Raw genomic sequence first — 22,143 nt, forward strand, 5'->3', positions numbered from 1 at the left:
TTTGCAAGTTGTTTAAAACGAAAGGAAAAGGAATGCGAATAAATCATCACTTATATGAATCTGCTGAAACACAAACCGGGAAATATGAATTTAACAATAGAGAGGAAATTCCTACTGAAAACAAGTGGAAACTTGAAGATATATATGAATCCGAAGAAAAATGGGAATCAGCTTTTAATGAAATCAAATCACAGATAAACGAATATGAAAAATTCTCGGGTAAATTAAGTCAATCTTCCGAGCAATTAAAAAACTGTATCGAGTTTGATGAAAAGGTAGGAATCGAGCTTGAAAAGCTTTTTCTTTATGCAATGCTCAGCAAAGATATTGATCTTACAAATTCGAAAAATAATGCCCGTAACGAAAGAATTATGATGCTGCATTCGGAATTAACTTCTGCAAGTTCATTCATTGTTCCTGAAATTTTGGAAATGGATGAAACCAAAGTTTGGGAGTTTGTCGAAGAACAAGAATTATTGCAAGTCTATAAGTTTTACTTCGAAAATTTATTTCGTAAAAAGGAATATACACTATCACCAAAAGAAGAACGCATTCTTGCAATGTCGCAAACCGTAACAGCAATTCCATACAACACATTCAGTATTTTTGATAACGCGGATATTCAATTTCCCACAATCAAAAATGAAAAAGGGGAAGATGTAAAAATATCTCATGGAAAATATACGGCTTCACTTTATTCTCAAGATCGCTCGTATAGAGAAAGAGTTTATAAAAACTACTATAAACCTTTTGTGGAATATCGAAATACTTTAACAACTTTATTTAACGGAAACATTAATGCTTCCATCTTTAGTGCAAAAGCAAGAAATTATAAGTCAACTTTGGAAGCATCATTAAAGCCAAACAATATACCCGTCGAAGTCTATAACAATTTGATTAATACAGTTGATGAAAATTTAGAGCCGATGCATAGATGGGGAAAGATCAAAAAGAGAGTTTTAAAACTAGATGAACTTCATCCGTATGATTCTTATGTTACACTTTTCCCGGGAACAGAAAAAGAATATACATACGAAGAGTCCAAAGAAATTTTAATCGAATCACTTAAACCGCTTGGTGATGATTACTTAAAAAATCTCAATAAAGCTTTTGATGAGAGATGGATAGATGTATTCGAAACAAAAGGAAAAAGAAGCGGTGCGTATTCATCCGGATCAACATTTGGCGTTCATCCGTTTGTGCTGCTTAATTGGCAGAACCAATTGAATGATGTGTTCACATTTACGCATGAAATGGGTCACAATATGCATTCACACTATACCGGGATTTCACAACCGTTTCCGTATGCAAATTATTCAATCTTTCTTGCAGAAGTTGCATCTACAATGAATGAAGCTTTGCTATTGGATTTCTTGATTGAAAATGCATCATCACAAGAAGAAAAATTATCATTAATTGAAAAACATCTCAATAATGTTACAACTACATTTTACAGACAAGCGCGCTTTGCCGATTTCGAAAAAACAACTCATGCATTAACCGAAGCCGGAGAAGTTTTAACACATGAAAGATTGTGCGAACTTTACGGTAAAAATTATAAAGCGCTATGGGGAAATGATATGGTGGTTGATGATGAAGAAACATATACTTGGGCTCGTGTTCCTCATTTTTACTATAATTTTTATGTTTATCAATACGCTACGAGCTTTGCCGCTTCGCAAGTCTTAGTAAATAAAGTAAAAGAAGAAGGGGAGTCGGCAATTGGAAAATATTTAAACTTTCTTAAAGCCGGCAGTTCAAAATATCCAATCGATGTTTTGATAGATGCCGGTGTTGATATGACTTCCGAAGAACCGATTAAAGCTGTTGTTAATAAAATGAATCTATTGCTGGATGAAATGGAAAGAAATTTATAGAATATAAATTATTGATTGGAAAGTGGATTATTATGATCAATTATGATCTTAACAAATCATAATCATCATAACGATCAGCGTTCCATTGTATTTTGAAAAAAAAGTATTTAGAAAATAAATAATCCTTCAGAGGAGAACTAAATGAAAGTCTATACAAAAAAAGAATTAAACGAATATGCTCTCTCACTCACTTATGATGATATTAGTCTGATTCCACACGAAATATCGGAAATAAAAAGTAGATCCGAGGTAACAACGAGTACAAAGTTTCTTGGAAGGGAAATGAAAGTTCCGGTTGTATCTAGTCCGATGGATACGGTAACCGGTATCGAAATGGCAAAGACATTAAAAGAGATGGGCTGTATTGGTATCCTTAATCGTTTTGATTCTTCGTTGGAAACATTTTTGAATTACGATAAATCTGCTAATACAATCGATGCAGTTTCAGTGGGATTGACAACTAAAGATGACATACTTCAAAAATTAGCCGACTTGAACGTGTTGATTTGTATTGATACCGCAAACGCAAGTAATAAAGAAGTTTTACAAATGTGTGAATCGGTTAAGAGTAAATACAATGCTAAAGTTATTGTGGGAAATATTGCACATGGTGCAACACTGAAAGATCTTGTTAACGCGGGAGCAGATGCTGTTAGAATTGGAATTGGCGGCGGCAGCGTTTGTACAACATCTGTACAAACCGGTATTGGAATTGGACAAGTTTCAAGTTTGTTAAATGTTTATCATACGAGAGAAAGAGAGAATTTGAAAATTGAATTAATTGCCGATGGCGGAATCAAAAGTCCCGGCGATGTTGCAAAAGCAATGGCACTCGGCGCCGATGTTGTTATGCTGGGAAGAATGTTAGCTGGAACAAAAGAAACTCCCGGTGAAGTAATTAAATACAGCGATCAACTATGGAAAAAGTATCGCGGCTCAGCATCATTCGGTGTAAAAATGAAAAGTGAATTTATTGAAGGTGAAGAAACAATGGTTCCTTATAAAGGAACGGTTAGAAATGTTATCAATACAATTTCGGATGGATTGAAAAGTGCATTGAGTTATATGAACTGTAAAAACTTAGAAGAGTTAAAAGGTAAAGATGCTTTTGCGATACTGAGTAACAGTTCTTATATAGAAAGACTCCCCAAAAAATAATCCTAGTTCAAATAAGCCAACCCCGATTAATCGGGGTTGGGCTTTTTGTATCATATATACCTTCAAATCTTTGCCCGCTTTAACCTAAGCGAATTAGTAACAACCGAAACTGAACTTAATGACATTGCGAGCGCGGCAATCATTGGATTTAATAATCCCAAAGCGGCAAGTGGTATTCCCAATGTGTTGTAAATAAACGCCCAGAATAAATTTTGCTTAACAGTTCTAATTGTTTTGTGAGATAAATTAATTGCATGAAGGACATCATTTAAATCACCTTTAACCAAAGTAACATCGCTTGTTTCAATTGCAATATCGGTTCCCGTTCCGATTGCTATTCCAACATCAGCCTGAGCGAGGGCAGGTGCATCGTTTATTCCGTCACCAACCATCGCGATTCTACTTCCGTTCGCTTGCAGTTCTTTTACTTTACCAGATTTGTCTTCAGGTAAAACATTTGCAAAGTAATCATCGATCCCAATTTTAGCTGCCAGAGATTTTGCAACCAACTCATTATCGCCGGTCATCATTATAACTTTCAAACCTTTTCTCTTCAATTTCTCAATTGCCGATTTTGAACTTTCTTTTACCGGGTCTTCTATTGTGAGCAATCCGATAAGCTTATTATTTTCAGCAGTAAAAATTACTGTCTTTCCTTCGTTCGAGTAATCGTTATACTTCGTTTCAACTTGTAAAAGTTCTACAGAATTTTCTTCCATCAATTTTTTATTACCGATTAGATATTGCTTTCCGTTTAATTCTGCGGATAAGCCAAATCCACTTTTTGAATTAAAGTTATCCGGTTCATCAAATTCCATTTCATATTCTTTAGCTTTTTCAACAATAGCTTTTGAAAGCGGGTGTTCGGATTTGTTTTCTATAGAACCGATAATTTTTAACAATTCCTTCTCTTCGTAATCTATCGGAATTATATAACTAACCTTTGGCTTACCTTCCGTTATTGTTCCGGTTTTATCAATCACAACAGTTTTTATTTCTCGCATCAATTCTAAAATTTCACCGTTCTTGATTAGTATCCCTTTATTTGCGCCCAAGCCTGTTCCAACCATGATTGCTGTTGGTGTAGCTAACCCCAAAGCACAAGGACAAGCAATAATTAAGACAGCAACAAAATTTATTAACGCTCTATCGAACTGAAGCGAATCCGGGAAAATAAGCCAAGCCAGAAATGTTATAATCGCCACAAGAATCACGACCGGTACAAAAACGGATGCGATTTTATCTGCCAATTTTTGAATAGGTGCTTTTGAACCTTGAGCTTCTTCAACCATTTTGATGATTTTACCGAGTACGGAATTATCTCCAAGTTTTTCAACTTTAAAATTGAATGTACCACTCGTGTTGAATGTACCGCCGATAACTTTTGAACCGATCGATTTTTCAACAGGCATACTTTCGCCGGTTATCATTGATTCATCGACATTAGAACTACCCGAAATTATTTCACCATCAGTTGGAATATTTTCACCGGGTTTAACAATTACAATGTCACCAATCCTTAAATCGGAGTAAGAAACAATTTCTTCTTTTCCGTTTCTTTTAACTAACGCTTTATCGGGACGAAGTTTCAATAATTTTTTAACAGCGGAATTCGTTTTCTTTTTTGCTCTGTCTTCAAGCCATCTTCCTAGTAATATGAGAGTGATGATAACCGCGGCAGTTTCAAAATAAACATGTGGTATGTGAGAATCTCCAAAAAGTAATCCCGGAAATAAAGTCGCAATTGTGCTATATAAAAATGCGGCACCTGTTCCTATTGCGACAAGAGAATTCATTTCCGCCGAAAAATGTTTGAGATTATTCCAAAAGATTACAAAGAATCTTTTTCCCGGGATAAACATAATTGGTGTGGTTAGCAGCAAGAGTATTTTATTTGTTGATTCATGACTAATTGTCCAAATCTCTCTGAAGAATTCAAAATCATAAAGCATACTTATTAGAAATATCGGAATAGTAAAAATCAACGAAACGAAGAAATCTTTTTTTACTCCGGAATAACTTTCTTCATCATGTTGATGACCGGCAGCATTAGTCTCAGCATGTTTGCTATGATCTTCATTTGGCAATTCCAGTTCATAACCATATTCTTTAACTTTGTTGGCAATTTCATGCAAATCAATATTATCATGCTCAGATTCAAATGATAATTTTTCATTAGCAAAATTGACTGCGACATTTTGAAGGTGGTCAAATTTTCCGACAACTTTTTCCACTCGTGCAACGCAACTTGCACAAGTCATTCCTTTTACCGGGATTGTATACTTTTCCATTTTAATTCACCACTTTATAACCTGCTTCTTCAATCGCGGCTTTAATTTGTTCGTCATTTACTTTAGTCTCGTCAAAGTCAACACTCACTCTACCTATATCAACCTGATGAGAATTAATTTCCAATTTATTTAGTTCTAAAACTACAGAATGAACGCAATGTTGGCAGGACATTCCTTCTACTTTATATTCTTTTTTCATTTGTGATTCTCCTTTTGATTTAAGTTACGATACAAATATAGGAATGCAGAATAGGGGAAGCGTTACATAATTTTGGAAAAGATTTACAAAATTTGGACTTTATTTCACAACACCAATAAAACGCTGATCTGTATGATTGTTATGATGTCCGCTAATTAAAATCATAAAGAATCTTAATTATCATAAGAATCTGCGTTCCATTATTATTGATCTAAATTTGATCTAGCGGTTTTCTTTTTTGAGAAGTGTTCTCTTTAAACTCGGTGGCTGTTAATCCGGTATATTTTTTAAATTGGTTTGAAAGATGATTGACGCTTTTATAACCGAGCTTATATGCAATTTCACTTAAAGTCATTTCTCCGTAACGTAAATATTCCTTGACCTTTTCAATCTTTTGAAGGATCACGAAATGTTCTATCGTCATTTGTTCTATTGAAGAAAATATTTTACTTAACTGCGAGTAATCTTTTTGTAATTCGTTTTCAATCACTTTTGAAAACAAAATTTCGTCTTCACCTTCGGAATGATGAATTTTTGAGATAATTATATTCTTTATCTGCTCAATAATTCTTTTTTTTGAGTCTTCGATTAATTCAAAACCATTTTCTTTAAGAACTTTTTTAATTTTCTCGAACTCGGAACTCGTTGGCTCTCTCTTTAATTCAACTTCTCCCAATTCAATATGAATAACATCATGACCAAGTTTATGTAGTTCATCACTAACAACTTTAATGCATCTGTTGCAGACCATATTCTTGATATTAATTTTCATACACTTGGTGTTAATCTTCGGTTTTTAAGGGGTGAAGATCGTCATCCGCAGAATCGGTATATCTTTTTAACGGATCATCATCGATACTTTTAAGATTTTTTTTCTTTCTGGTTTCTTCGGATACGTTTTTCTTTTTATCTACTGATTTAACATTTTTTGCGATTTGAGATTTATCATTTGCGTTAAGATCTCTTACTCTTTCGATTCTTTCGGTTGGTCTTTGCTTAATTTCCTTTTTCGGTTCCTCTTTACGAGGTGTTTTTGGTTTGCGAAAATCCTGAGATGATTGTTTTTCTTTTGAAGATGGCTTAATGTTTTTCGTTCTATGATGAGGTTTTAATTCGTCCTCAACTTTTTTCTTATCTTTAAATATGGGAGTATAACTTGGAGTCTCTTCGGATTTGAATACCTCTTTACCTTTCTTGAATTTAAAGCTCACATATGAAATCGCAATTGTTATAACGAATAACCCGGCTGCAATTAGCAAACTATTGTAAATAATTGGGAGAAGTTCCATAAGAGATATACAATGTTAATGTAAATGTATTATCTACAATTATATAAACTAATATCTCCTTTTGCAACAATAGAGTTTAATTAGTGATAATATCTTGAAGGCTTGTAAAGATGCTCGTCATCATCATCCGAATAGTAATGAATAGCTTTAAAATTCTCGTAATATTTTGGTAAAGCTATTGAACCTGATCCGCTGACTGAAAACTTTTCCTTATTGGATTCTTCCGGACTTATTTTGTTCAGAATTTCTAATCGACTTTTGAATGAACCGGAATGTGTTCTTTGGTTATAGTCTGTCATTCGATGAGAATCATTGTTCCAATTATCTTCTCTTTCTCTTGAACCGTTATTATATGATGAGCTAATCGATGTTACAATAGTAGTTCTTGGTTGTACCGGTACAACTTCTGGTTTTCTTAACTCCGGTTTTTTTATAGCACTTACAACCCGAATCGGTTGTGGAGGATAAGAAACACTATTATTTACAATTCGATTATGTGAAAGATGGATAGAATTATCAGTTCTTCTATTTTGAACCGAATTAGAATTCCTATTGCGAATTTTATAAGCTATGTAAGAAATACTAACTACAATGAACATTAAAATTGCAAAAAGAATTAAGCTTGTATATATAATTGGTACGAATGACATTTTATTCCTTTCTTCTCTCTTTCACTACTAATACAACACTCATACCAGAAATTTTGTGGCTTTTTGATCAATTATTCAAGTTTCTTTATTATAGAAATGAGACTGTGTATCGTTATGAGATAGGCTGTCGTTTGATGTAGAATCCAAGTAAGTTATTATAATTAAATAAATTATAGAGATTCTTTGTTTGATTTTATTCGAGTTTTTGATATTTTTCCAAGCTCTGATAAAAAAGATTTGGCAAAAATTTGGGGTTATCATGACAAAAGCCGACATTGTGGAAAAAGTTGCCTCCGGAACTGGATTAACAAAACTTGAAACCGAAGCAATTATTGAAGGTTTTCTTAATACTGTAATTCATTCTTTAAGAGAAGGAAAAGGAATTGAAATTCGGGGATTCGGAAGTTATAAAGTTAAAAAGAAAAATTCTCGATATGCTCGGAATCCGAGAACAGGTGAAAAGGTATTTGTAGAAGAACACTTTGTTCCGGTTTTTAAATTCTCGAAAGATTTTAAAACTGCTGTTGATAAAGGAATGAAAGAAAAAGAAAAATAATTTGTGATATGAGTATTAACCAAGAAAATAAAAAATTTATTAGATGTGAAATTTGCGGAACTGAAAATAAAAGCGATTCGGTTTACTGCAATGAATGTGGTGCGCAGATTAATGAAATAAAAAAAGAAGAAGTTGCATCGACTCCCAAAGAAATTAAAACCGAAAAAAAGAAAGATAAAGCGCCAGTTAATAAAAAGAATACCAAGAAAATTGATCCGATTAAATTAACGTATCTTACGGTTACATTGATTGTTATTGGTGGTGCAATTCTTTATTCATCCGGTATTTTTGACGACCCGGTTTCAACCACAGTTCAGCATAATCATGAGCAACCCGTAGATGATTTTCATCGTGGGGTTGATATGAGTAAACTACAAGAAATCAACAATTTACGCGAAAGTGTGACAAACAATCCAGCCGATCACCAATCAATGTTGCATCTTGCTCATTTATTAAACGATTCCGGATTTAAGGAAGAAGCAATTAAATGGTACCGGCAATACTTGAAAGATCACGGTGACGAAGCTGATGTTTGGGTTGATATGGGTGTCTGCTATTTTGATCTAAACGATTTTGAAAATGCAGTTTCATCTATGCGTAAGGGAATTGAACTTGAACCTAATCATCAAATTGCACATTTCAATTTAGGTATTGTTACTTATACAAAAGGTAATATCAATGAAGCAGTTCAATGGTGGAACAAAGCTATTGAAATAAACCCGACTTCTGACATTGCAAATAGAGCAAAAGAATTAATTAAAAATAACACGAATATGTAGAAGGAGTTTCCAGATGCCGAGCGGAAAAAAAAGAAAACGCCATAAAATGGCAACACACAAACGCAAAAAAAGACTCAGAAAAAACCGACACAAAAAGAAAAAATAGTTGTTTTATAATTCTTTAGAAGCCGACTTAGCTCAGTTGGTAGAGCAATTCATTCGTAATGAATAGGTCGCCGGTTCGACTCCGGCAGTCGGCTCGAGGGAATAGCATCAAGTAATAACTTGATTACATGTTATAATTATTTTTATATTGCATACAATCATGAGAATCAAAGACTATATTATAAAGAAAGTAATTTTTGAGGTAAGGTATTTTCCATTACTTAGTTTTTCTTCTAAGAATTTTAATGGGCTCCAAAAATTTACAAAAGAATTTACGAGGTTTGATGTTCAAGACAGGTTAATAGAACTAAGTAACGATGAAAATTATAAAAAATTATTGGTTAGCTGGAATAAATTAGCATTTACTACCGAAAATGTTAAGTCGCTTGATGAAGCTAATAGACAAATCAATAAATATTGTCTGTCTGTACTAGATGATTTGAAAGTTGATTATTATTTAAGGACTGGTCTAAGAGTTATGTACCTTATACCGACGGATTCTACATTTGAAGAGTTAATAGAATATTATGAAAAAATAATAAATTTTGATGCTGACGCATTTAACGGGTTTGGAAATATTGTAGATATTGGGACTTTGGCATTGACGCTAAGTAAAGAAAAGTCAAAAGCTAATTTAAGTTGTGGACCAATGAAAGATGAAGAAGTAAATAAAAAAGTTGCTGAATTTAGAAACTATAAAAATGAATTAGATTCTTATCTGTTTATAGATTACGATATTTATACAGAAGAATCACTTCCCTTGAAAGGTTATATTGAGAAATCTATTAATGAATCAAGACTTAGTATTGTTCGTTTCAGAGATAAATTACAGGAGAAATTTAATGACTAGCGTTGCATGTACAAATAGTGGATCGTACGAAAAATTTCATTTTGATTGCACAGGTGAATCTCTAGTCGGACAAAAGCAGCGAGATAGTTTTATTGAAGTGAGCCTATCAGAATTTTTGAATTATCCTACATCTGAGAAAAATGAGCCAGTACATGATATGGAGATGACCAGATATTCAGAAACTACTGCCACTTTTGGGGGTTCAAAAGAATTTATTGACAAAACACACATGGCCCAAAATGTAAAATTTATTGAGGGAGAGCTTCAGAGAATTGATAATAATTTTGCTCTTATTGCATTCACTGAAAATGATAGGATAATTGAAAGATTAGTTAAGGTTGAAAGATTGAACCATCTTGGTGATGTTTATGAAGGGATGAAAATAAGATTAAGAGTAGAAAAAAATAATGGTGAGTTAAGGACTAAGTTCATCAGATTTGATTCCGATCAAAAAAATAATTGGGAAAATCCCGATGAAAGTTTTTTGAAAATCATTAGAGAACTAAAGAAGAAATAAATTTTGCATGAAATAATTACTTTAGAAGTTGGCCATGGTGATAGCTTAATACTAAAATACGAGATTGATTCTACAATTAAGTACGCTATTATAGATTGTCATAAACCTACGAACACAGACAAATCTCCTACACTAAAATATCTTCAAGATCATAAAATTTCGGAAATTAGTTTTATCTGTCTTACGCATCCGGATAAAGATCATTACTCTGGTTTATTGGAGTTATTAAACTACTCAAATAGTAATGCTATTAAAATTAATCGTTATTACGATTTTGGAATGGATGTAGATAAGTATCGAGTTAGTACTTGTTCAACAAAACAAAAGGAAAAAGAATTATACGAGTTATATAAAAAACTATTAGATTATAAAAATAAATTCAATATTGAGTATAATCAACTCAGCTATAACACCATTTTAGAAGAACACGATGAATTTCGTATTTTCGCTATTGCACCGTTTAATATGGCATTAAAGAGATATAGAAATCAGGCTAGTAAAGCGCTGAATACAGGTAGATATTCTCTAGTAGATAAGAATTTGTTGTCGGCTGTTTTGTTAATTAAGGATGGGAAATCTATTTCTTTATTATGCAGTGACGCGAATAGTGAATCATTAAAAAGTGCTTTAGCGAAGTATGAAGGTGATTATAAAAAAGAAATTAGTCAAAGAAAAATCAGCATGGTAAAAGTGTCACATCATGGCTCAAAAACAGGTTACTTTAAAGAATTATATGATAATTATTGTAATTCCGGGACAAAAGCCGTTATTTCAGCTAATGGAACCTATAATTTGCCAGCGAAAGATATAGTTGAGAAAATAGCAAAAGAGAATATTAATATTTATTGTACCGGGAAGCCGTCCTGGTTAGCAAATGACGGCCGAAAATTAGATTTAGACTTGAGAAACGAACTTGATGATGAGTTAATAATTGAAGGTCTTGAACAAGATACAATTAAACCGTTTGAAATAGACGGTAATTCTTTTAATGGGACAATATCTTTTTCTTCGAATTCAAACTTAATACAATGTACAGGGCATCCTCACCCCTTAAATCATATTTTGGAGTAATGTATTTTTTTATGGAATTCTTTTGACTTGTTTTGTTGGGCAATCAAATATGTATCACTTATCCCTTATTTATTTAGTTTCAAGATATAGCAATTCATTCGTAATGAATAGGTCGCCGGTTCGACTCCGGCAGTCGGCTCGAGGGAATTTTCACACCCAAACTTCTAAATCTCCATTACTTTTTTAGATTATTTACTCCAATGAAAACAACTTTTAAGAAATCATTCCCATTCATATCTTTAATAATCATTTTTGTCTCTTGCTCAACAGAAGTAGTAAGACAACATCAAGAATTTCAATCCGAAATTAATGTTTATTTTAATAAAGATGCAGACACCAGTTATGCTTTCCCAAATAATAAAGCAAAATTCAACATTAACTTTGAAGAAGTGTTGATCAATAGAATTGAAAAAGCAACTTCAAAAATTGATATGATGGCCTACGAAATTAATCTGCCGAAATTAATTGACGCACTTATTAAACGAGCAAGTGAGGGAATACAAATTAGATTTATCATTGATGCAAAGAGTCATGATGAATCAATGGTTGAAGATACTTCAACAGTTGAACGATATACGCAAATGAGATTGTATCTAGAAAAGATGAGTCGGGGTAAGGATTTAATTCCCGGTACAGATGATGACATTATGCTTCTTGCCGATTCACCAATTTTTACTGTGACCGATACAACACTTAGAAAAAAATATAAACTCCCGATATCTTTCAATGACTATGAAAATGTAACACTAAAAATCGGCAACAAGAATATTTCCGGTCATCTTTTAGTCGATGCAGAACTAAAACCCGGCTGCAGCGATTGTTATTATTCACCTGGTGCTCAAATGCATAACAAAATAGCAATAATAGATACACAGTGGGTCTTTACCGGTTCATGGAATTTTACAATAACGGGATTGTACGGAACCGAAAAAGATATGCAAAATGGCAACTTAAATGGAAATCAAAACCACATAGTTGAAATAAGAAATAGACAACTAGCTTCAATATATTTAAAAGAATTTGAGGAAATGTGGGGCGGCAATAACCGGAAACCTAATCCGACTTTTGCAAGATTCAATAAACGAAAAACAGACAACACTCAACACATAATTAATATTGATGGTAGAAGAGTTGAAGTCTATTTTAGTCCATCCGATAAAGTGCTTGATAAAATAATTAATACAGTTGAACGAGAAGCTAATAGATCTGTTTATTTTACAATATTTGCATTTTCCTATCAAGCTTTAGTTGATGTGTTGAAAGTTAAATGGGAAGGAAGTATTGAGGACTTACAAGGCGAAAGAACTAATTTTGATTTGAAAGGAATTTTTGATGCAACTTTCTGGAATCAATGGTGGTCTGCTTCAATTAATATGACGGGACGAACACCAAAACAAACTTCAGAACCTCATCCAATGAGAAGATGGAAAAATATCCCACCGGTTTACCGCGATAGAGATTCTAGAAAACTGCACGCGAAAACAATGATAATAGATGAAGGGGTTGTAATTGTCGGTTCCGCCAACTGGAGTGAAAATGCCGACGCTAACAACGATGAAAATACATTGATTATCTACGATCGATTTATTGCCAACCAATTCATGCAAGAGTTTAGGAAAAGATAATTGACGATTGTAACAATTCCAAAATTAGACCTCGTATCTATATTAAGTTTCGAGTAAGCTGTTCGAAATGTGTTGCTTTTAATATTTGGATTTCCTATGTTTTTAACGTTTCAAAAATTTCAAACGATAAAAATATTATGAGTTCCGAAGAACGCGTTAAAAAAGAAATCATTCAGAATTTTGGTCATGCCTACAGAGCCTTTGGTTTAAGTAAATTGATGGGTCACGTTGTTGCTCTGCTAATTTCTTCCCCTGAGCCACTCTCGCTTGATGAAATTTGTAAAAATCTTGGTAGAAGCAAAGGACCAATTAGTCAAATAATGAAACGCTTGCGTGATCGAAATCTTATAAGGAGAGTTTGGCACGAAAACAGCCGTAAAGATTATTATGAAATTCAGCCGGAAATTTTTGAAAATGCATTCCGTAACAACTTTGAATTGATTAAATCAAATACACGTCTCGCAAAACAACTTAAATCGTTAGTAGCAAAAGAAAAAAACTCCAATTTAAATACTCTCAAGAATAGATTAACTGAAATGCATAGGTTCTACCAATTGACTGAAAAGCATTACAATAATTTTTTGGATGAGTGGGAAGTCGAGAGAGAAAAAATATATTCTAAATAAATCAAAAATCGAATAAGGGATTTTTTGTTGATCGAACGTTTTAAATTTTTCAAACGTTAAAAACGTAATGAGGATATAAGATGAAAAAGTTACAAGGAAAGACAGCAGTAATAACAGGTGGTGCACAAGGTATAGGAAAAGCAACTGTTCTGAAGTTTGTTAATGAAGGTGCAAATGTTGCAATTTGGGATCTTGATTCGGATAAAGGAATTTCATTGTTAAACGAATTTAAAAATAATGATCAAAAAGTGATTTTCTACAAAGTCAACGTCGCAAAAGCTAAAGAAGTGAAAGATGCGATGCAAAAGGTGATCTCAGATTTTAGAAAAGTTGATATACTAATTAACAACGCGGGAATTACGAAAGATTCCACCCTAAAAAAAATGACACAAGAACAATGGCAGCAAGTTATTGATGTTAATTTAACTGGTGTCTTCAATTGTACTCAAGCAATTGCGGACCATATGATTGAAAATGGCAGCGGAAGAATTATTAATGCCTCTTCGGTTGTCGGTTTATATGGAAATTTTGGACAAACCAACTATGTCGCAACTAAAGCTGGTGTAATCGGTATGACAAAAGTTTGGGCACGCGAATTAGGAAGAAAAGGAATTTGTGTAAACGCGGTTGCACCTGGTTTTATTGCAACCGAAATGGTTGCCGCCATGCCTGAAAAAGTTATCCAAACTATGGAAGAAAAAACTCCGCTTGGTAGACTTGGAAAACCCGAAGACATCGCTAATGCATATTGTTTTCTTGCAAGCGATGAAGCATCATTTATTAATGGAACAACATTAAGTGTTGACGGTGGAATAGTAATTTAATTTGCAAAGGATAGTGAATGAGAAATGCAGTAATCAAATCAGTTGGAGCTTATGCACCAGACCGAATTATACCAAACTCATATTTTAATGAACTATTGGGTGAAGATGTTGATACTTGGCTAAAAAGTAATCTAACTATTAAAGAAAGAAGATGGGCGAGCAAAGATCAATCAACAAGTGATCTTTCGGTTGAAGCCGCAAAAATAGTCTTAGACAGGGCGAATCTAAAACCTGAAGATTTGCAATTGATTATCATATCAACAGATACACCGGATTTTATTTCACCCTCTACTGCTTCGGTTGTTCAAGATAAATTAAAAGCGGTAAACGCCGGTACGTTTGATATTAATACAGCTTGTGCAGGTTTTGTCACAGGAATCGATGTTGCATCAAAATTTATAAGAGCGGATGAAAATTATAAAAATATTCTTGTTATAGGTGCATACGCTATGAGCAAGTATTTAGATCTACAAGATAAAAAAACTGTAACACTATTTGCTGATGGTGCGGGTGCGGTTGTTTTATCTGCAGAAGAAAATAGCAATAGAGGATTTATAAGAAGTAAATTATATAGTGAAGGACAATATAATGAATGGATGGGAATTTATGGAGGCGGAACAAGACATCCACTTACTCCGGCCGATGTTGAAAATAAAGATCATCTTCTAAAGTTTGTTAAAAAATTCCCTAAAGAAATTAATCCTACTACTTGGACAAGTATGATAAAAGAAATCACTTCAAAAGAAAATATTTCCCCAAACGATGTGGATCATTTTTTCTTTACTCAAATCAACATCAATTCAATTTGGGAGACAATGGATAACCTAGAAGTTGATCGAAATAAAGCTCATACAATTATGGACAGATTTGGTTATACCGGTTCCGCTTGTATTCCTATGGCATTAAATGATGCTTTTGAAAAAGGGCAATTAAAAATCGGTGATAGAATAATTTTTATGGGGTCCGGCGGAGGACTAGCGTTTGCATGCTCTCTTTTTGAGTGGTAAAAATGGGGCTGAAGCCTCGGAGAGTTAACTGTTTTTGAACGGTTGACTTTAAGTCAACGGTAATTAAACAAAATTGAAAATTGCAGTCTGCTTTAGCTGACGGTTTTAAAAAAGTAAATTGATTATGGGCTTTAGCCCCATTATAAAAATCACAGAGAAAGATAGATGAACATTGCATCAAATGAATTAGTTATTGCGAGCTGGGTTTTAATAGTGCTTTATGCATCCGTTATTCTATTTTTTGTTGTTCGCGGTGCGTTGAAAATAAAAACTATGAAAGACTATGCAGTCGGTAATATTTCATTTTCTCCGGTTGCAGTTGGTTTAGCTTTAGCTGCTTCAATGACTAGCGCGGCAACGTTTATAATCAATCCGGGTTTTATTGCCTATTATGGTATCAGCGGAGTTATATCTTATGCTATCGCTTTACCTATTGCAGCAATGGTATCTCTTGTTGTTCTCACGAAAGGTTTTAGAAAACATGGAAGTAGTGTTAAGGCACTAAGCATGGCTCAATGGATGGGAACGAGATATAATAGTAAAAGTTATTCTATGTTCTTTGCATTTCTTTCTTTGCTTCTTATAACATTCATAGTTCTTATAGCAGTTGGCTTAACGAAAGTACTTTCAAAATCATTAAACGTAGATGAAATTTATATGATGATCGGAATTATTGTTTTCATATTCGGTTACATGATGTTTGGCGGTGCAAATTCAATGGTGTACACAAATACTATTCAAGCAGTGTTAATGCTTGTTGTTGCTTTTATACTGCTAGGTTCCGGCTACGAATATTTCAGCGAAGGAATAAATGGATTTCTTGATAAACTAAAATCAATTGATCCCAAGCTAATCGGTTTTACAAATGATTCAAGTTTTTTATTTAGAGATTTTTTTGAAATAATTATTGCTCAAATTATTGTGGGTGTTGCAATTGTGTGTCAACCGCACATAATAACCAAATCACTTTTATTGAAAACCGATAAGGATGTAAATAGATATTTAATTGTCGGCGTTATTACCGAATTAATTTTCTTCTTTGTTGTTTTTGCTGGATTGTATGCTCGAATCACTTTTCCCGATTTAACAGTTGATGGTGTCCCATTAAAACTAGATGGAGTAGTCTCGGCATATGTTGTTGCTGAGTTTCCAGTATTTGTTGGACTAATTGTAGTTATGGGATTAATTTCCGCAGGCATCTCAACTCTTGAAGGATTAATTCAAGCACTTGCAACAACTGTAACTTCGGACATTGCCGAGCCGCTATTTGGTAAATATTATCCAGCGGATGAAATAAGAAGAGGCAAGTTTCAGATTGGACTTAACAAAATTGTTATTGCACTTATAGGCTTGGTTGCTATAATATTATCATATGATCAATTAATAAACCCAAAACTAAGCGTTGCAATTTTTGCACAGAACGGTGTATATGCTTATTTCTCAGCAGCGTTCGTTCCTATATTATTCGGAATGTTTTTGAAAGATGTAAAAAAGATTGCAGCGATTGCTGCATCAGTAACTGCGGTTATTGTTCATTTTAGTTTTTACTACGGTCAAATCGGAGTTCCGTTTACAATTGCAACCGGTGAAAATCCGGGTGTCGCAGCAGCAATGGCAATTATATCATCCATACTTGTTGGAGGAATATTATACTTAGTTACAAGGAGCAAGAAAAGTGTTTAATACTCAATTTGACTGGATTGCCAGATGGGCTAAATATACTGCTAATCGTTTATTCATAAGAGAATATGAAACGGGTTTGGAATGGAACTATTACGATTTTAATAATAGAGCCAATCAACTTGCGAATCATCTTAGAAATGAATTGAAAATTGAAAAGGGAGATAGAGTAGCAATATATTCAAAAAATAAATCTGAGTTTGTCTTTTTGTTTTCGGCTTGCGTTAAGATAGGCGCAATACTAGTTCCATTGAATTTTAGATTGACTCCAAGAGAACTTGATACTTTAATTGCAGACGCTGCACCAAAATTATTCTTGTATGAAACAGAGTTTGAAGAAGAAGTAAAACGGCTGAAGACAATTAACTCGATTCCGATAAAATTGTCATTGGATATAATTACTAAGTTCAGCAAAGAAAAAATTCAATTAATTGATTTTCATTATGATCACAAAATTCAAGAATCCGATCCTGTAATGATTCTATATACGGCAGGGACAACCGGATTATCAAAAGGTGCAATTATAACTCATAAGATGTTGTATTGGAATTCAATTAATACTGCATTAAGATTAGATTTGTCTTCACAAGATCATACACAAAGTTTTGCTCCGTTTTTTCATACCGGCGGTTGGAATGTTTTGTTTACTCCATTTATGCACCACGGAGCATCTCATACTTTATTAACAAAATTTGACGCCGATCTAATTTTACAATTAATGGAAAAAGAGAAATCGACAATTTTATTTGGCGTTCCTACAATGTTGCAAATGATGGCTGAATCTGAATATTTCGATAAAGTTGATCTTTCATCGGTAAGATATGCAATTGTTGGTGGCGCCCCAATGCCTATTCCTTTAATAAACAAGTGGCATGAAAAAGGTGTGTTCATAAGGCAAGGTTATGGACTCACGGAGGTTGGACCGAATTGCTTCTCACTTCATCAAGATGATGCAATCCGGAAAAAAGGTTCAATAGGTTTTACAAACTTTTATGTAGAAGCAAAAGTAGTTGATGATAAAGGTAATGAGCTTGGAATAAATGAAGTCGGTGAATTATGGTTGAAATCTCCGGTTGTTACACCGGGTTATTGGCAAAAAGAAAAAGAAACAAATGAATCAATTACAGATGGATGGTTTCACACAGGTGATATGGTTCGTAAAGATGAAGAGGATTTTTATTATGTAGTTGACCGCAAAAAGAACATGTATATAAGCGGCGGAGAAAATGTTTATCCTTCCGAAATTGAAAACTTCTTGTACACTAATGATGTTATAAGAGAAGTTGCTGTTATTGGAGTACCTGACGAGAAATGGGGCGAAGTTGGCAAAGCATATTTATCTCTTAAAGAAAATTCTAAATTAAATAAAGACGAATTAAAAAAAATCTGTACAGGAAATTTAGCCAAGTACAAAATTCCTAAATATTTTGAAATACTAGATGAATTACCAAAAAATGAAGCCGGTAAAATTGATAAGAAAAAATTACTCGAGATACACCTAAAACAAACTAACTAAATTAACATCAGAGGAGATGTACAAATGAAAAAATTACTCACATTGTTATTAATTGCTTTTGTTGCAATTAACTTTATCGCATGCAGCAGCGATGATGATGAAGGTCCAACTGGAACTACTACTTACAAAGTATCCGGTACAATTACGGATGCTGATGGTAACGGTGTTGCTAACCAAACCGTAGAAGCTAAGAGTGCCGATGATACAAAAACAACTACCACAGATGCACAAGGCGCATATGTATTTACAGGTCTAACAGCAGGAACTACCTATACCATTACTGCAAATGGTACCGATTATTATTTTACTACAACAGGTACCGGACAAGTTACTCTAAATGCTGATGCGACAGTTAACTTTACAGCTGTTGGTCTTTACGGTACTTGGGTTTCAGAAGGTGCTAATGTAGCTCCTCTTTTAGTCGCTCTTTTTGCTACAGCAAAAATTGAAGCTACATTTAATCAAAACGGAAGTTATACTGTAGTTCAAACAGATACATCCGGAGCATCATTTACATTAACAGGTACTTTTACTATGACAAAAAGTACTGTCAATAATATTTTTGAAATCACAGCTGAACAGACAAGTCCGGCAGCACTTACTTCATCCGGAATTTTTGAAATCTATGCTGATTCTTCACCTTTCAACATGAAATATGAAATTGTGCAAACGACTCCGGATATTGGTGCGACACCTCCAACTCCTGCAGGTGGTTTTGGAAGTACAAATGCCGGTGCACTCGGTACACTTAATGTTCAGACTTACGTCAGACAATAATCTTTATAATTGGGTCTGTGATCGAGCAGACCCAAATTTTATTATTCAACAAGTGGTGATACAACCATGAAAAAATTTATTTTATTTTTTTTGTTAACTACTTTTGTAGGTCTTGCTCAATCTGGTAACTGGAATTATGATGAAAACAACATACCTACAAAACATCCTCAAGAATTTCAATTTCTTGCCTTCTTTATAAGTCAAGGTGTAAGTAATAATGTTTATGCAACCAATGATTTGTTAAAAGGGCAGACTGTCGGAAGATTATTCGGCGGGAACACAACAACGACCGGACAGAATTCAAATTACTTTGAACAGAGAATCATTCCATTTTTTATTTATCAGCCCAAACTCTTAAATGGGAAAGCGATTTTAAGAATGGCTTTCGAGATTGATTGGACATGGGGAGATGTTTCTTACGGTGCCGGTGGCAATTTCGGTTCAGCTCTATCTGCCGACCAAGTAAACTTGCAAACACAAAACATCGAATTGGAGCTTATACCATTTAAAAATTTTGCTGTTAATCTCGGTTTACAAAGACTTTACGACACTCCATACAATCCATATCGAACCTTTGCAAGTACAATGCTTAAAACCGGTTACAGATTAATGTATTGGGGAAGTGATGCGGTTGGTATTTCTGCAAGATATGATTGGGATTATCATCGTATAAAAGCGGGATATTATCAGTTGTATGAAAATAATATTAATCAAAACGATGACGTTACTCTTTGGGAATTAAATTTTGAAATGGATGTTGCAAAAGAATGGCGGCAGGGTGTAACAGCTTACTACCTTTATGATAGAGCAAACGGTGAAGGTGGAGTCTCAGTTTTAGGTCAAGGATTAAACAGCAATCTTGCGGCTTATAACGGTGTCTATCGTTTCCCTCTCGGCGCCAATACTTATAAAGCTGATGTAATTTGGTTGGGTACACACGGGAATTATAACCCGGAATTTACAATGGGGAGATGGTCCTTAAACGGATTCTTCATGGCAAATTTGGGTGAAGTTCAATCCGAACAAGGTGGCGAATTCAAGAAAGCAGCAGATATTTTTGGCTACGCAGCTAATCTAAGAGCAGGCTACAAATACGGACAAACAGCAGATGATAATGTTATGCTTGATATGTTTTATGCTTCCGGTGATGATAATAATCTTGATGATAAAAAATACAGTGGTATATTAACAGGAAATAACTGGGGTTCTCCCGGTGCAATTATGGTAAGTCATGGCGCTTATCTACTTTATCCTCACGGAAATGTAGTCAATAGGTATGTATCAGCAATCAACGACTTATCAAATATGGGTTATGGACAAGTTGGCGGAACAATCAATTTTTCGAAATCACTTATCCCAAATAAAATGGTTGCAAAAGTTGGAGCTGCTGCCGCTCAAAGTTTAGTTGAACCAAACGGCGGCGGGAAAATGGTTGGATCTGAAATTAATGCGATGATCGGTTACAAACCGGCTGTATTTATGGATGTCGAATTACACGGAGCTTATTTATGGTTGGGTGATTTTTATGACAGCAAAGTCACTAACGGGAATGTTGATATCAAACCGGATAATCCATTTACAGTTTTCCTAGTATTTAAATGGCTTATGTTCTAGTTCTTAATCAATAATCACTGAGTATAAAATGAGAAATATAAAAGTAATACTAGCAATTTTTGTAACGAGTTTATTAATAGCCTGTTCACCTTATGGGAATTTAAGCAAAATGGAATTCGATGAATTACAATATCCGTATGAAGTTCACAAAGTGAACTTAGACGATGGACGAACAATTGCATTTGTTGATGAAGGTGAATCCGAGGAAGTGATAATATTTGTCCACGGTTTAGGAAGTTATTTACCAGCTTGGAAGAAAAATATAGAAGAATTAAAAAATAATTACAGAACAATCGCAATCGATCTTCCCGGCTATGGAAAATCCAGCAAAGAACCGCATGAAGGAACTCCGGAATTTTATGCCGATGTAATTTCTAATCTGATGAAGAAACTTAACATTGAAAAGGCAAATATCGCCGGACATTCAATGGGTGGGCAAGCAGCAATTACGATGGCAATAAAATATCCCGAACAAGTAAAAGGACTAATCTTAGTTGCACCTGCCGGAATAGAATCATTTACGGAAGGTCAAAAAGAATGGTTTAGAGAAGTGATGACTGTTCAAGGAGTTAAACTTACTCCGGTTAATCAACTTAGAGCAAATGTATATGCAAATTTTTACAACATGCCGGATGATGCTGAATTTATGATCACAGATAGAATTGCACTCCGCGAAGCTGAGCAATTTGATAATTACTGTTACGCTGTAGTTCAATCCGTAAACGGAATGGTTGACCAACCGGTTGTAAATTTACTGGATAGAATCACACAGCCAACATTAATTGTTTTTGGAGAGAATGATAACTTAATTCCTAATCCTTATCTCAATCCCGGCTACACTTCAGAAGTTGCACAAAAAGGAAAAGAGTTAATTCCAAACAGCGAATTAGTCATGATCCCCGAATGTGGCCATTTTTTGCAGTTTGAAAAGCCGGAAGTTTTCAACGATGCAGTCAAAAATTTTCTCAGATAATCCGATTTTATCCTTCTCAAAACTGCGGGTTTAGTCCCGCAGTTTAAATCCTAAATAAACCTTCGTATCCATTTCCCCAATCTATTATTTTTTAAAAAGTTAGCTGTGTCAAAAACATAATTTTTGTTGAAAAAAAGCTTGACTTTACAATACCAAAAG

The 22,143-nt window shown here is 34.1% G+C and carries 21 protein-coding genes and 1 tRNA gene; 17 read left to right on the plus strand and 5 right to left on the minus strand.

The features are described 5' to 3' along the window. Positions 1-32: 32 nt before the first annotated feature. Both pepF and QY331_04275 read left to right on the plus strand, forming a co-directional pair. Positions 33-1,877 (plus strand): oligoendopeptidase F, encoded by a 1,845-nt coding sequence (pepF, locus tag QY331_04270; GenBank protein WKZ70468.1) that lies wholly within the window; start codon positions 33-35, stop codon positions 1,875-1,877. Positions 1,878-2,018: 141 nt separating this feature from the next. Then, positions 2,019-3,035 carry a guanosine monophosphate reductase gene (locus QY331_04275; GenBank protein WKZ70469.1) on the plus strand — a complete coding sequence of 339 codons (1,017 nt, stop codon included), beginning with the start codon at positions 2,019-2,021 and terminating at the stop codon, positions 3,033-3,035. 62 nt (positions 3,036-3,097) lie between these two features. Here the strand turns inward: QY331_04275 and QY331_04280 are convergent, their stop codons facing one another. The 5 genes from QY331_04280 to QY331_04300 form a co-directional block, all read right to left on the minus strand. Next, positions 3,098-5,326, minus strand: coding sequence for a heavy metal translocating P-type ATPase (locus QY331_04280; protein ID WKZ70470.1), 2,229 nt, complete (start codon positions 5,324-5,326; stop codon positions 3,098-3,100). A 1-nt stretch (position 5,327) separates the two neighbouring features. Beyond that, a complete protein-coding gene (locus QY331_04285; protein ID WKZ70471.1) occupies positions 5,328-5,525 on the minus strand; it encodes a cation transporter in 198 nt (65 codons plus the stop codon). 211 nt (positions 5,526-5,736) lie between these two features. After that, complete coding sequence (locus tag QY331_04290; GenBank protein WKZ70472.1) at positions 5,737-6,297, minus strand: AraC family transcriptional regulator; 561 nt, start codon at positions 6,295-6,297, stop codon at positions 5,737-5,739. 10 nt (positions 6,298-6,307) lie between these two features. Further along, positions 6,308-6,814 carry a hypothetical protein gene (locus QY331_04295; GenBank protein ID WKZ70473.1) on the minus strand — a complete coding sequence of 169 codons (507 nt, stop codon included), beginning with the start codon at positions 6,812-6,814 and terminating at the stop codon, positions 6,308-6,310. 80 nt (positions 6,815-6,894) lie between these two features. Next, the gene (locus tag QY331_04300) at positions 6,895-7,464 is read right to left on the minus strand and encodes a hypothetical protein (GenBank protein ID WKZ70474.1); all 570 of its coding nucleotides are present in this window, start codon (positions 7,462-7,464) and stop codon (positions 6,895-6,897) included. Between the two features lie 259 nt (positions 7,465-7,723). On the opposite strand from QY331_04300, the gene QY331_04305 reads away from it, so the two are divergent. From QY331_04305 to QY331_04375, 15 genes are all read left to right on the plus strand, one after another. After that, positions 7,724-8,020, plus strand: a complete 297-nt coding sequence (locus QY331_04305) for an HU family DNA-binding protein (GenBank protein WKZ70475.1) — start codon at positions 7,724-7,726, stop codon at positions 8,018-8,020. 8 nt (positions 8,021-8,028) lie between these two features. Next, the gene (locus QY331_04310; protein ID WKZ70476.1) at positions 8,029-8,799 is read left to right on the plus strand and encodes a tetratricopeptide repeat protein; all 771 of its coding nucleotides are present in this window, start codon (positions 8,029-8,031) and stop codon (positions 8,797-8,799) included. A 127-nt stretch (positions 8,800-8,926) separates the two neighbouring features. Beyond that, positions 8,927-8,999: transfer RNA gene (locus tag QY331_04315), tRNA-Thr, on the plus strand. A 65-nt stretch (positions 9,000-9,064) separates the two neighbouring features. Further along, positions 9,065-9,754: a hypothetical protein gene (locus QY331_04320; GenBank protein WKZ70477.1), complete on the plus strand. Its 690-nt coding sequence runs from the start codon at positions 9,065-9,067 to the stop codon at positions 9,752-9,754. Beyond that, the gene (locus QY331_04325; protein ID WKZ70478.1) at positions 9,747-10,271 is read left to right on the plus strand and encodes a hypothetical protein; all 525 of its coding nucleotides are present in this window, start codon (positions 9,747-9,749) and stop codon (positions 10,269-10,271) included. Before QY331_04320 ends, QY331_04325 begins: the two co-directional genes overlap by 8 nt. Before the next feature lie 3 nt (positions 10,272-10,274). Continuing rightward, positions 10,275-11,342 (plus strand): hypothetical protein, encoded by a 1,068-nt coding sequence (locus tag QY331_04330; GenBank protein WKZ70479.1) that lies wholly within the window; start codon positions 10,275-10,277, stop codon positions 11,340-11,342. A gap of 200 nt (positions 11,343-11,542) precedes the next feature. Next, positions 11,543-12,967 (plus strand): phospholipase D-like domain-containing protein, encoded by a 1,425-nt coding sequence (locus QY331_04335; protein WKZ70480.1) that lies wholly within the window; start codon positions 11,543-11,545, stop codon positions 12,965-12,967. Positions 12,968-13,104: 137 nt separating this feature from the next. Next, positions 13,105-13,593 (plus strand): MarR family transcriptional regulator, encoded by a 489-nt coding sequence (locus tag QY331_04340; GenBank protein WKZ70481.1) that lies wholly within the window; start codon positions 13,105-13,107, stop codon positions 13,591-13,593. A gap of 80 nt (positions 13,594-13,673) precedes the next feature. Then, positions 13,674-14,417, plus strand: coding sequence for a 3-oxoacyl-ACP reductase FabG (fabG, locus tag QY331_04345; protein WKZ70482.1), 744 nt, complete (start codon positions 13,674-13,676; stop codon positions 14,415-14,417). A gap of 17 nt (positions 14,418-14,434) precedes the next feature. After that, positions 14,435-15,424, plus strand: coding sequence for a ketoacyl-ACP synthase III (locus QY331_04350; protein WKZ70483.1), 990 nt, complete (start codon positions 14,435-14,437; stop codon positions 15,422-15,424). Between the two features lie 165 nt (positions 15,425-15,589). Further along, a complete protein-coding gene (locus QY331_04355) occupies positions 15,590-17,107 on the plus strand; it encodes a sodium:solute symporter (protein ID WKZ70484.1) in 1,518 nt (505 codons plus the stop codon). Further along, positions 17,100-18,620, plus strand: coding sequence for a long-chain fatty acid--CoA ligase (locus QY331_04360; protein ID WKZ70485.1), 1,521 nt, complete (start codon positions 17,100-17,102; stop codon positions 18,618-18,620). Before QY331_04355 ends, QY331_04360 begins: the two co-directional genes overlap by 8 nt. 24 nt (positions 18,621-18,644) lie before the next feature. Then, positions 18,645-19,397: a carboxypeptidase-like regulatory domain-containing protein gene (locus QY331_04365; GenBank protein WKZ70486.1), complete on the plus strand. Its 753-nt coding sequence runs from the start codon at positions 18,645-18,647 to the stop codon at positions 19,395-19,397. Between the two features lie 66 nt (positions 19,398-19,463). Continuing rightward, positions 19,464-21,011, plus strand: coding sequence for a hypothetical protein (locus QY331_04370; protein ID WKZ70487.1), 1,548 nt, complete (start codon positions 19,464-19,466; stop codon positions 21,009-21,011). A 28-nt stretch (positions 21,012-21,039) separates the two neighbouring features. Continuing rightward, positions 21,040-21,984 (plus strand): alpha/beta hydrolase, encoded by a 945-nt coding sequence (locus tag QY331_04375; GenBank protein WKZ70488.1) that lies wholly within the window; start codon positions 21,040-21,042, stop codon positions 21,982-21,984. The last annotated feature ends 159 nt before the right edge of the window (positions 21,985-22,143 follow it).

It is taken from the genome of Melioribacteraceae bacterium (assembly GCA_030584085.1).
In the GTDB taxonomy this organism is placed as follows: Bacteria; Bacteroidota; Ignavibacteria; order Ignavibacteriales; family Melioribacteraceae; genus SURF-28.

Bases quoted from the DNA above. Each gene is read 5' to 3' on its own strand.
- pepF (WKZ70468.1), top strand. From the start codon at position 33: ATGCGAATAAATCATCACTTATATGAATCTGCTGAAACACAAACCGGG.
- QY331_04275 (WKZ70469.1), top strand. From the start codon at position 2,019: ATGAAAGTCTATACAAAAAAAGAATTAAACGAATATGCTCTCTCACTC.
- QY331_04280 (WKZ70470.1), bottom strand. From the start codon at position 5,326: ATGGAAAAGTATACAATCCCGGTAAAAGGAATGACTTGTGCAAGTTGC.
- QY331_04285 (WKZ70471.1), bottom strand. From the start codon at position 5,525: ATGAAAAAAGAATATAAAGTAGAAGGAATGTCCTGCCAACATTGCGTT.
- QY331_04290 (WKZ70472.1), bottom strand. From the start codon at position 6,297: ATGAAAATTAATATCAAGAATATGGTCTGCAACAGATGCATTAAAGTT.
- QY331_04295 (WKZ70473.1), bottom strand. From the start codon at position 6,814: ATGGAACTTCTCCCAATTATTTACAATAGTTTGCTAATTGCAGCCGGG.
- QY331_04300 (WKZ70474.1), bottom strand. From the start codon at position 7,464: ATGTCATTCGTACCAATTATATATACAAGCTTAATTCTTTTTGCAATT.
- QY331_04305 (WKZ70475.1), top strand. From the start codon at position 7,724: ATGACAAAAGCCGACATTGTGGAAAAAGTTGCCTCCGGAACTGGATTA.
- QY331_04310 (WKZ70476.1), top strand. From the start codon at position 8,029: ATGAGTATTAACCAAGAAAATAAAAAATTTATTAGATGTGAAATTTGC.
- QY331_04320 (WKZ70477.1), top strand. From the start codon at position 9,065: ATGAGAATCAAAGACTATATTATAAAGAAAGTAATTTTTGAGGTAAGG.
- QY331_04325 (WKZ70478.1), top strand. From the start codon at position 9,747: ATGACTAGCGTTGCATGTACAAATAGTGGATCGTACGAAAAATTTCAT.
- QY331_04335 (WKZ70480.1), top strand. From the start codon at position 11,543: ATGAAAACAACTTTTAAGAAATCATTCCCATTCATATCTTTAATAATC.
- QY331_04340 (WKZ70481.1), top strand. From the start codon at position 13,105: ATGAGTTCCGAAGAACGCGTTAAAAAAGAAATCATTCAGAATTTTGGT.
- fabG (WKZ70482.1), top strand. From the start codon at position 13,674: ATGAAAAAGTTACAAGGAAAGACAGCAGTAATAACAGGTGGTGCACAA.
- QY331_04350 (WKZ70483.1), top strand. From the start codon at position 14,435: ATGAGAAATGCAGTAATCAAATCAGTTGGAGCTTATGCACCAGACCGA.
- QY331_04355 (WKZ70484.1), top strand. From the start codon at position 15,590: ATGAACATTGCATCAAATGAATTAGTTATTGCGAGCTGGGTTTTAATA.
- QY331_04365 (WKZ70486.1), top strand. From the start codon at position 18,645: ATGAAAAAATTACTCACATTGTTATTAATTGCTTTTGTTGCAATTAAC.
- QY331_04370 (WKZ70487.1), top strand. From the start codon at position 19,464: ATGAAAAAATTTATTTTATTTTTTTTGTTAACTACTTTTGTAGGTCTT.
- QY331_04375 (WKZ70488.1), top strand. From the start codon at position 21,040: ATGAGAAATATAAAAGTAATACTAGCAATTTTTGTAACGAGTTTATTA.